General features: G+C 52.1%; 10 protein-coding genes. 4 read left to right on the top strand and 6 right to left on the bottom strand.

Going from position 1 to position 10,258, the window contains the following annotated elements; all coding sequences use genetic code 11:
• Positions 1 to 203: 203 nt before the first annotated feature.
• The 4 genes from Q8O92_11820 to Q8O92_11835 all read left to right on the top strand — a co-directional run bounded on the left by Q8O92_11820 (position 204) and on the right by Q8O92_11835 (position 3,706).
• Positions 204 to 773 (top strand): cyclic nucleotide-binding domain-containing protein, encoded by a 570-nt coding sequence (locus Q8O92_11820; GenBank protein ID MDP2984001.1) that lies wholly within the window; start codon positions 204 to 206, stop codon positions 771 to 773.
• A gap of 43 nt (positions 774 to 816) precedes the next feature.
• Complete coding sequence (locus Q8O92_11825) at positions 817 to 1,401, top strand: NAD(P)H-dependent oxidoreductase (protein ID MDP2984002.1); 585 nt, start codon at positions 817 to 819, stop codon at positions 1,399 to 1,401.
• Positions 1,388 to 2,071, top strand: a complete 684-nt coding sequence (locus Q8O92_11830) for an NAD(P)H-dependent oxidoreductase (GenBank protein MDP2984003.1) — start codon at positions 1,388 to 1,390, stop codon at positions 2,069 to 2,071. The genes Q8O92_11825 and Q8O92_11830 overlap by 14 nt, the downstream gene beginning before the upstream one ends.
• A 1,065-nt stretch (positions 2,072 to 3,136) precedes the next feature.
• Positions 3,137 to 3,706 (top strand): glutathione peroxidase, encoded by a 570-nt coding sequence (locus Q8O92_11835; protein ID MDP2984004.1) that lies wholly within the window; start codon positions 3,137 to 3,139, stop codon positions 3,704 to 3,706.
• 60 nt (positions 3,707 to 3,766) lie between these two features.
• Here the strand turns inward: Q8O92_11835 and Q8O92_11840 are convergent, their stop codons facing one another.
• From Q8O92_11840 to Q8O92_11865, 6 genes are all read right to left on the bottom strand, one after another.
• Entirely contained in the window at positions 3,767 to 4,888 is a 1,122-nt protein-coding gene (locus Q8O92_11840; protein MDP2984005.1) for a hypothetical protein, read from the bottom strand.
• A complete protein-coding gene (locus tag Q8O92_11845) occupies positions 4,872 to 5,774 on the bottom strand; it encodes a methyltransferase domain-containing protein (protein MDP2984006.1) in 903 nt (300 codons plus the stop codon). The genes Q8O92_11840 and Q8O92_11845 overlap by 17 nt, the downstream gene beginning before the upstream one ends.
• 24 nt (positions 5,775 to 5,798) lie before the next feature.
• Entirely contained in the window at positions 5,799 to 6,200 is a 402-nt protein-coding gene (locus Q8O92_11850; GenBank protein MDP2984007.1) for a HEPN domain-containing protein, read from the bottom strand.
• Positions 6,184 to 6,522 carry a nucleotidyltransferase domain-containing protein gene (locus Q8O92_11855; GenBank protein ID MDP2984008.1) on the bottom strand — a complete coding sequence of 113 codons (339 nt, stop codon included), beginning with the start codon at positions 6,520 to 6,522 and terminating at the stop codon, positions 6,184 to 6,186. The genes Q8O92_11850 and Q8O92_11855 overlap by 17 nt, the downstream gene beginning before the upstream one ends.
• Positions 6,523 to 6,552: 30 nt before the next feature.
• Positions 6,553 to 9,072, bottom strand: coding sequence for a hypothetical protein (locus Q8O92_11860; protein ID MDP2984009.1), 2,520 nt, complete (start codon positions 9,070 to 9,072; stop codon positions 6,553 to 6,555).
• Between the two features lie 451 nt (positions 9,073 to 9,523).
• Positions 9,524 to 10,258 (bottom strand): formylglycine-generating enzyme family protein (locus tag Q8O92_11865; protein MDP2984010.1); only part of this gene is annotated, 735 nt, incomplete at its 5' end.

Here is a 10,258-nt window from a genome sequence, read left to right on the forward strand (position 1 = left end):
CTGTCAAGCCTCAGCCGAAGGCTGACTTGCTTGGGCTTGACAGCAACTAACAACATATTTCGAATAGGGTTGGATTGAGATCATTTCCTCAATGCAACCCTTGTAAGTAAATTTCTTAACCAACTCTTTTGGAGAAGAACCAAATAAATAAACTAATCCGAATCCATTCAATATTCCAACGGCTACCTTGGGGAGAAATGTCCATGGAAGATGAGGCGAGAAGAACAGGCAACGACCATCGAAATCAGGAAATCTCAGTAAGCGATGGAAAACGAAGGGTTTCCGAAGAGCGTCGCGCCGTAGTGAAAGACGCCGACCGAATCATCGAGTTTATGAAAAAAATCCCCCTTTTCAAAGGTTTTTCCACCGAACACTTCAAACAGATTTTAAACATCTGCTCGCTTAAAATAATCCCAAAAGATTCCTACCTCTGCCATGAAGGAGACGAGGCGAGTGAATTATTCATCCTTGCGAAAGGCAGGCTCAAGGTAATAACCCATGGAGACACACTGCTGAAATTTATTTTTCCGATGGAACTGGTCGGTGAAATCGGGGTTTTTACCAATGTAAGGAGATCGGCCTCCCTTCTCGCTACAGAAGATAGCACCGTAATCAGGATACATAAAACCGAACTCTTCCGCATTCTTAAAAACGACAGCATGTTGAGCAACATCCTTCTCCTGAATGTGATTCAGGATCTTGCAGATAAACTTCAGGAAGACAATCAAATCATTGAAGAATTACGAAACAAAAAACGTACCCTCGTGCTCTGATATTTACTCCTGCAACTCAACGAAAAGCGAGGAAGCTGTTTTCATGAGAGCTTTGATTCTCCAGGGAAGCGAAAAACCAGGCGCGCTTCCCGATAATGTTACCGCCATCCTCACCAGGGTGCTGGCCGATCAAGGATGGCAGACCGACCTGTGCAATCTCCGTGAGCTTGATATTGCGCCCTGCATGGGATGTTTCGGATGCTGGACAAGAACGCCCGGCATCTGCACGATCAACGACTATGCGCGCGAAATTGCCCGTCTGATGGTTCAGAGCAGCTTGATGGCGCTGGTGACTCCGGTAACCTTCGGGGGATATTCCTCGGAATTGAAAAAAGCGCTGGACCGGTTGATACCGAACATTTTACCTTTTTTTACCGAAGTCAACGGTGAAATACATCATCTTCCCCGGTATGACCGCTACCCTGCTCTCCTGGCTTTGGGAATCCTTCCCCAAAAAGACCCGGAGGCGGAAGAGATATTCTCACACCTTGTCTCGCGGAATGCCATCAACACAAACAGTCCCGCTCATACCAGCCTTTTCATATATGAACACCAGACCCCGGATGAAATGAAAGAACAGATCTCCGGGGCCTTGATTCTCATGGGATATTCCGATGAACGATCATAAGAAAGTTCTTCTCCTGGTCGGCAGCCCCCGCGGGCAAAAGAGCGTTTCGTTTTCGTTGGGAAACTACCTGCTCAACCGCCTTGCAGAAAAAGAATTCCGGACGGAAATCCTCTATCCGCACCGTATGCTCAATTCGGAAAGGGGACTCGCCGCTCTTTTCCAAGCCCTGGAAAACGCGGACATAATCATTCTCGTCAGCCCCCTGTATGTGGACAGCTCCCCGGCTCCTGTCATCAGAACGATGGAACTCATCCATTCCCACAGGTCAGCTTTTCTTGGAAACAAACCGATCCGGTTTCTTGCCATATCGAACTGCGGATTTCCGGAACCTGGGCATAACGCGGCAGCCTCGGCGATCTACCGGCGTTTCGCTTCCGAATCGGGGTTTCAGTGGGCCGGATGCCTGACAGTAGGAGGCGGAGGATCCCTCGATGGAAAACCTCTTGAACAGGCCGGGAGCAAGGCTAAAATACTCCGGGAGGCGCTCGACCTCATCGCAGTCTCTCTGGCCGAAGGCGGAATCATTCCCCCGGAAGCGGATGCTCTCCTGTCCAAACCTTTTATGCCGATCTGGCTGTATACTCTGGTCGGAAACATGATGTTCAAGTGGGAGGCGCGTAAAAACGGGGTGAGGAATCAGATGAAAAATAGACCGTACAAAGAAATCTGAAGGATGAAATCTGAAATTGCAAATCTTCCGAGGTTTTTCAAAAGTCGTGTTATATGGAAAAAAGAAAACGAGTTTTTTTTACTACAGCCCCCTATCCCTCGATCCCTTGCCGCTTCGCGGGAACGATGAAACCGTTTACCCTCTGAAGGGGGAAAGGGAAGTCGTTGCTCCACAGTCTGTTCCTGCCCCCTCCGGGGGAAGGATGTCCGAAGGACACGGGGTCCCTGCTCGTACGAAGTACGTGCAGGGTAGATTGAAGGGGGCTGCTTCCAAAAATCTCGACTTTTGCAATTGGCTCGTATGTTTTGCCCACCTGGCGGGCAGGAACAATACTTTCACTGCATTCGCGTGCCCGCGGTAGGGTCAAACAAGCGTATCTGCGCGCTTCAAGAACACTTCTGCTCAAGGCATCCTGGACACTGGTGAGCGCGGCAAATATCTCTTCGTTTTTAAATCGCCGCTGCCAGAAATATCGGAAGACCACCCATCCCGGTAATCGGCTGATCGGTAAGTTCATACTCGAACGGGAGAATTTGGCTTTTTTTCATTTTGCACCTGCAAGGTGTGTGAATCCCAAAATATAGTTTATCATAACACATTGCAATATATAGTATTTATACAAATAATGCAAGTACTTTCTATAAAATTATCGCCGGATTGGGGTAATCTGGCGACCCCCTATATTTTTTAAACAATATTTTGTAACTCTTTATGATGCTTATCGTTCCACGAAAATATGTTTATGAAAATATTATCGGGTTAATGCAAATCCCCCCTGTCCTTCGGACATCCCCCCTTATTAAGGGGGGAATCATATTGGCAGGCAGCCTAAACCCCCTTATTAAGGGGGTCGCCGCTTTATGCGGCGGGGGGATTTTGCCTAAAGAGAAGATAAGTGATATGGTATTTCTGTTGCCGAATAAAAAATGGGGTATCGCTGGATTGGGGTAAAAACTTGACATTATATTTATAAGTAATTATTATAAACTGGTATGTGAAACTCTGCAAGACCACTTTGCAGATACAGCCCTGCTGTTCACCTTTTCGGAAAAGGAGTGGATTATATTGAAACGGATAGATGTAATCGCATGCATTCTGGCGGTTCTCACAGTCGGGGCGCCGGTATTGACTGTCGCGGAAGGCAACTCGGTTCTCGATTTCACCATGAAGAGTATCGACGGCCAGGACATATCGCTCTCAACCTACCGCGGCAAAGTGCTCATGATCATCAACGTCGCCAGCAAATGCGGCCTGACACCCCAGTATAAGGGGCTCGAAGCGCTCTACGAGAAATACGGGGAACAGGGGCTGGTGATTCTCGGTTTCCCTGCGAACAACTTCGGCGCGCAGGAACCGGGGACGAACGAGGAAATCAGGCAATTCTGCACCCTTACCTACGGAGTGAAGTTCCCCATGTTCGCCAAGATTTCGGTCAAAGGCGAGGACATCCATCCTCTCTACACCTTTTTGACCGGGGAAAAAACCAACCCGAAGTTCGCCGGCGACATCAAGTGGAACTTCACCAAGTTCCTCGTCGATCGGTCGGGAAAGGTGATCAACCGCTTCGAGCCGAAGGTTACGCCCGACAGCGATGAAATAGTCAAAGCGGTCGAGGCCGCGCTGGCGGCAAAATAGCCGCGCTGAAAGGGACTATGCCTCTGTGCCTTTGTCCCTTTGTGCCTCGTATTTTCAGGGCTATTCCCCTTTTTCCAGCAGGTACTGTTTGAAGAAATCGAGGTCCGTCAGCTCCATCAGTATTCCGGTAAGGAGGCCATACCGGCCCTCTTTCCGGTCCATCGCAGGAATGCATCCCATGGCGGTCAGTATCTCGTCATCGAGGTCTTTCACCGGGAAGTGATAGGTTATATCGAGGTGATCACCCAACTCATCGGAAAAAATATCAAGTTTCAGCGGGTCGCGGTTATTCCCTCCGGCGGTGTGGACCACCTCCATCAGGTCGGCGGCGAAGGAGCCGAGACCGTACTTGATCCATTCGGTGGGGCCGATGAAAGTACGGCAGGAAGTTTTTCCGCCCGCTCCGTTCTTTACAATCAGGTTGAGCCTGATACGGTAGGCGAGAATGCGGATGAACAGACGGGCGATTGTATCGGAAGGCGAGCGGCCGTAGCCCTCGGAGGGCGGCTCGAAATAGAGGCGGGTCTTCCAGAGCACATTCATGAGGAACCAGGTCATGGCTTCGGGGCTTGAGCTGACTATCTTTTCAAAATGCCCGATGGGCACGATGAATACCTCGGCGTCGGTCTGGGGACGGATGTTTTTGCTCTTGATGTAGAAGGGATGGGAAGCCACCTGTGCGTTCTCCTTCACCGTGCTGTCACGGGGGATATAGCGCGGATAGGCCATCGCCCAGTTGAGCGCAGGGCCGCTCGCCCAGGCGCCGTAGGTCATGTTGAACCGCGGCGGGAGCTTGGCGTTCCAGAAGGCAGGGCTTCCGAGAATGGAAAGGGGCACTTCGAATTCGCCGAAAATATCCCCCCGGTTCAGGATAAGCTCCTCCACAAGGTATTCGCCGCTTGATTTGGTATAAAAGACTTTGCCGATTGCCACCGCTCCTCTCTTGACCACATAGATGCTGCTGGGATTCCATTTGTCACGCTGTTCCACGCTTGTGACAGGCGGAATGATATAGGCCACACGGTCGGCATCGTAGATGCCCGGCGTCGAGTAAGGATGGGTCAGTATGGGTCCGGTGTCGGAGTCGAGTAATTCCAGGAAACGGTCACGGAGCTCTTCGTAAGACCGCCCACCGGTCATGATGGACGGAATGCCTGGAAGGCGCTCAGGAGTCCTTTCCACGAAGGTCCTCCTTTAAGGCGGCAATTACCAGGGCCGATGGTTCTTCAGCGATGCGCGGCCAGTAGAGATTTGTCTCGAATTGAAAGAACGGGGTGATGCGAAGTTCTCGAAGACGGGGAAGATCACGCTCACGATCGGGTATGTTCCGGATGTCGCAGACTTTCAGTCCCGTCCGGGTGAACGCCTCGCGGTAGTCTTCCACGCTGCGATGGAAATAGGGGAGGTAAAACGGTTCCATCGGTTCGTCCACAATCGGATAATACCCCGCCCACCTCCAGAGCGCCTCGCTTTCGAATCCGGCCTGCAGGGAGCTTTCTATCCGCAGTCTGCCTTCATCCAGGAGCCATTCGGCAAATGCCGGGTGCACGGTTACCACGATCACTAGGCTGCCCGGAGAGGCGATATGGGCGAGATTTTCAAGAAAAGTATCGAGATCGGGAACTTCCTGGATAACGAACACGGAAAGAACAACATCCCAGGTCTCTCTGACTCCGGTGATTCTATTCGAAAGTGTCTGATCGGCCAGGTCGCCCCGCAGGAAGCGAATCCCCTCTCCCTTGTGCCGGGCGGATGCTTTATCTATGAGTTCACCGGAAATATCGATCCCCAGGTAAGAGCCGCCGGGCCTGATCCGGCCGCTGAACCGAGGATCGTCCAAAAGCGAACAGTCGCCGCAACCGAGGTCCAGGATGTGAATTCCGCGCCGGAACCGCTCACGTAACAGTTCATCCAACGTCGGATGAACCACGTGTAACCGGTAATTTTTATCCTGCCCGATACGGTCCGGCCAGCGGGCCAGCGCCGTCTTCCAGAGTGAGGATGCCCAGGATTCGGCTTTCTGGAGGTGATTATTTGAATTTTGTGCAGGAACTTTTTTATCGTTCACAGATAAAATTCCTTAAGTTTTATTTCATATTTCATTTTGCGCCCACGTAACAACTTTTTGTGCCAATTCAATTGCTTCCTCTACTTCTTTTTGTGTTATGTTTCCCCAGTAACCAGGATATCGCGCTTCAACTGCATACGGAGTAAGAGAACTGGAATCCAGAATATCCAGCGAAAGAACAAGTCCCCCTTCTTCTATAATATCCAGAAGTTCCTGAATGTCATGGGTCAAAGGAAAATCGATTCCTTTTGAAAGAAGAACAGCTTTGAAGGCCTTTTCAGCGGCTTGCTGAGCATGAAAGCAGATTTGATGGCAAAGAATATCGCCGTTTGCCATTCCAAGTTTTCCGAATTTCAAATCACTTTCCGCGTGAATAAGCCATTCCTTAGGTGAAACAGGAAGTCGTCTGTTATCTGGAGGATTCATAGACAATCTCTCCTTTTTTTAAAATCTCACGGTAAATCAGTCCTGGTGTATCCTTTAAAACATCCATCATGCTTTCGGATATGACCAGAATATCAAGAGATATACCTATCCCCTTCAATGCCCGTCGAATCCGAACACTTTCTTTTCGAGGGTTTTCAATTTCATCACCGGTCACCACCAGCACATCGAGATCGCTGTCATTATTCATGGTACCCTGTACATATGAGCCAAAAAGAATGAGTTTTCGAGGTTTGCTGACCTCGATGATTCTCTCTATTACAGTCTGAACTTTTTGCGGGGTTACCGCCCAGGAAGGATTCATATATACTCCCATCGACTCGGTTTGTTTAATCTATTTCGCCACTAGCCTGAGCATCTCTCCCGGTTTCGTCTTGATCAGGAATGTACCTCCGGAAAGCATCTCATTCCCGGACTGTCGCTCCAGGATTGCACCGGTCTTCCAGGGTGATATCAGGGAAAGCGGCTGCCCGGCCTCGCTCTGCACCTCGATCCATTGCACCTTTCCCCCGCTTTTACGGGCGCTGACAAGGAAAGCCCCTACAGTCCGCAGGGATTTGAACTCCGCATTTTTCCCGTCCGGCCAGTTTGGGAAGAGCCGGAGCACCCCATTGTAGCTCTGGAGCAGGCACTCGTTGATCACCAGAGGCAGGGAAAAATTCTCGAACCATATCCCCATCGGCGCCATGAAATCGAATGGTGTGTCGTTGGTATAGCGGCCATGGATCTGGAGCACCTTATCGGTGCAGGTTCCGTCGGGAAGAAGACAGTATTCGATCTGCCGCTTGAATTTTTCAAGGTCCAGAAGCCCCAACCGCGCTGCCTGCACATTCAGGAACACCAGGTCGTTGCCGCCCTCGTTCTGCTGGCTGCGGAACGTGTTGGCAGCAACCTGGTATTCTTCCGGAGAGGAATGAAGGCCGTGCTGGTCTCCCGGGAACACGGTCATCAGGCTGGCCGGGACATTATACACAATTTCCGGGTCCTCTCCTTTTACCGAAACGAAGACCTCGCCTCGTGAGGATTGGGCTTTCGGGTAATCGGGGAAACGGGAAAGGATGTCGTGAACATCGCGGAGCAGATCCGCCTCCCGGGCTTCGTATCCCAGAACGGCGCAGGCCGAGACAAAGGCATTGAACACATGACGGGTGAGCGCCAGGTCGGCGATGGTGTCGGAATTCTTGTCGAATCCCGGCTGCAAACCGTACAGCTCCGGGGGAACGCTGGGGAAAATATGGTACCGGTCATCGCCCCATTGCGGTCCACGGGCTTCCGGGCGTTTCATGTAATCCACCATGAAAAGCACCGCTTCTTTCATCACCCCGAAAGCCCGGTCGCGGAGGAACATCCGATCCTGGGTGTATTGGTAGTGCCACCAGAGGCTTTGCACGGCCCAGGGGGTTTCGAATACTTCCCATCCCCAGGTCGGAAGGGGATAGGGCATTATGCTCATCTCCACAGGGTAGGCGGAATGAGGAAAAAATGCCCCGCGCAGGCCGTAATATTCCCGCGCCCACTTTTGGCTCACCGGCAGGAGGGTGCGTTCCACCATGTCCACATAAGGCAGATGAAGGTCGATATGATTGCTGGAAAAGGTCGCCCAGAACGGCTGCTGCGTGTTGTAGTTCATGTGGTAGTCGCCATGCCAGGCGGTTCCGATGCTGCGGTAGCTCCAGTTCGCGAACAGCCCCGGGCAGGTCACCCCCGGACGGAGGGCGCACCTGAGGAAATACAGGTTCCGGTACCACGCGCTCTCAAGAATCTCGTCCGACAGCGCCACCGCTGATTTATCCCAGTACTCACGCCAGGTATCACGGCTCTTTCCGTCTGCTTCCGCCCAGCTTTGCGGAGAGGGAGCAGGGATATCCGGGAGCGCGGTTCCGAGAGATGAGGATTTCCCGTGATCGAGCTGGATGCAGAGGGAGAAATCGGATGTGCTGTCGATCATTCCCCGAAGCGGTTTCGCCCCGCCGGGCTGGCCGGGGATCGGCCCCATGTCGGTGACATCCTCCCCGGTCTTCAGCACCGCATCACGGTCGAAAGCGGCGCTCACCCGGGCTGTCAGGCGGAAAGCCTGGTCGCGGGGATTTTCATTGTAGGGTTTCTTATCCGTTATCTCCTCGAACGGAAGAGTCTGGCGGAAGGAAAGGATTCCGCGCTCATCTTCCATTCCGGTCGTGTATTTTGGCATCTCACGGGGCGTTTCCGGGTCGGGAAGGACGGTGATATAGCGGAATGGAGACGCCATTGGCTTCCCGGAGCCATCCACCATTCTTGCCCGGAGACGGTCGGCGGTCATGTCGGTGAATATTTCAAGACGGGCGATACGGTTGTCGATGAGGAAATTCACCTCGCATACACCCGTGTCCAGATTGAGGCGGTGGCCCAAAAGCTCGGCCTCGCGACGGTCGAACCACAGCACCGCCGACCCGCAGGGAAACGGCCGGGGATAGGGTTTGGAATAGTTTTCCCGCAGAACTGCAAGGTACTGTTTATACCAGGGATCATCCTCAAGGTTTTTGAGAGTATCGGGTATGGCTTTGACCTTTTCGAATATTTCACGAAATGTACCTATTTTCTCACGGTTATTTTCGGCGAGCCGTATATCCCAGACATCATTGTGGCCGAAATAGAATACCACCGCGTCCGGACGGGTGCAAACCACCACTCCCAAACCTCCGTTTCCAAGGAGAGCTCCCTCGAAAAATCCGACTGCCGGGCGGTTGGCCGTAATGGGGTGTTTCTTCGCCTGTTCAACCGGATTGATTTTTGAGAGAGATATGAATTTCTCTGCCTGAGCGGAAGGTATTAATCCGGTAAGAAGAAGGATACAGGCGGCCAGGAGTATATTCATTGAGGAAGATTCCTTATTAAAGGAGGAATTGATGGTGAGTTGGCGTATACTGTATTTGCGCTAACAAATCATCCCCCTACTCAAGGAGAGCACAATGGGAATGTCAGCCAACTCATCGAAGGAGAAAGTAATCAAATTTATGCGTTGTTGCAAGAGGATGTTTCCCAATGAAGGATTGCAATGACCATGGGAAAGGATTCCTCCACGATCGGCAGGGAGTTACACCGGAACTGTGGTCAGCGGGGATACCCGACAAGCGTAGGAGCCTGAAGCGTATACCCTTTCAGAAAAGCATTGAAACGGCCCGTAGGGCGATTATCTCCCGGCAAGAGGGCAAAAGATAGGGGGTGTCAGCAAGCAAGACCGGCGCCCCTTTTTATGACTTGTCAAATGGAATGTATACCCGTTGGCGTTTCCTATTCCGTCTGTCCTGCCCGAATGGTGAATCCGCTTACGGCCTGCGGATTACACGGAACCCACGACCGAAGTGCATACCGGCTGGGTCGCTGAAACCTCGTTGGGCTGACTGGCAAAAGCCTTCTAAGTCGTTGCCCCAACAGCCGCCGCGGGTAACGCGCTCGGAGCCTATATTAGCACCTGTGGGATTTGCTGCACTTTCTAATGAGTAGCTTCCGTACCAGTCATTACACCACTCCCACACATTTCCGTGCATATCGTAGAGACCCCACGCGTTCGGGGTCTTCTGCCCAACCGGATGGGTTTTTCTACCGCTGTTCCCATGATACCATCCCGCTCGCGCCAGGTCGCTTTCGCTATCACCAAGGTTATACTTTGTCGTCGTCCCCGCCCGGCAGGCATACTCCCACTCCGCCTCCGTCGGCAGCCGGAACTCACCCACCGTCTTCTGGCTCAATGCTCTGCAGAACGCAACCGCTTCATTCCATGATACAACCTCCACCGGCAGATTGTCATCGCCGGTGAACCTTGACGGATTCGAGCCGATAACCGCCTTGTACTGCCCCTGCGTGATCTCCGTCGCGCTCATCTCAAACGCTGACAGTGTCACGCTATGCACCGGCTTCTCATCACTATCACCATCATTCGACCCCATCTGAAAGATGCCTGTAGGTATCGAAACCATCTTGATCCCTATCTGATCCAGAAGGATCTTCTGGTTCGAGGTCACCTTCAATTGCCAGGTGGAGCGGCTCACCAGATTCCGTAT

Source organism: Candidatus Latescibacter sp. (assembly GCA_030692375.1).
Classification (GTDB): Bacteria; Latescibacterota; Latescibacteria; order Latescibacterales; family Latescibacteraceae; genus JAUYCD01.

Bases quoted from the DNA above. Each gene is read 5' to 3' on its own strand.
- Q8O92_11850 (MDP2984007.1), bottom strand. From the start codon at position 6,200: ATGAATCCTCCAGATAACAGACGACTTCCTGTTTCACCTAAGGAATGG.
- Q8O92_11855 (MDP2984008.1), bottom strand. From the start codon at position 6,522: ATGAATCCTTCCTGGGCGGTAACCCCGCAAAAAGTTCAGACTGTAATA.
- Q8O92_11830 (MDP2984003.1), top strand. From the start codon at position 1,388: ATGAACGATCATAAGAAAGTTCTTCTCCTGGTCGGCAGCCCCCGCGGG.
- Q8O92_11860 (MDP2984009.1), bottom strand. From the start codon at position 9,072: ATGAATATACTCCTGGCCGCCTGTATCCTTCTTCTTACCGGATTAATA.
- Q8O92_11820 (MDP2984001.1), top strand. From the start codon at position 204: ATGGAAGATGAGGCGAGAAGAACAGGCAACGACCATCGAAATCAGGAA.
- Q8O92_11825 (MDP2984002.1), top strand. From the start codon at position 817: ATGAGAGCTTTGATTCTCCAGGGAAGCGAAAAACCAGGCGCGCTTCCC.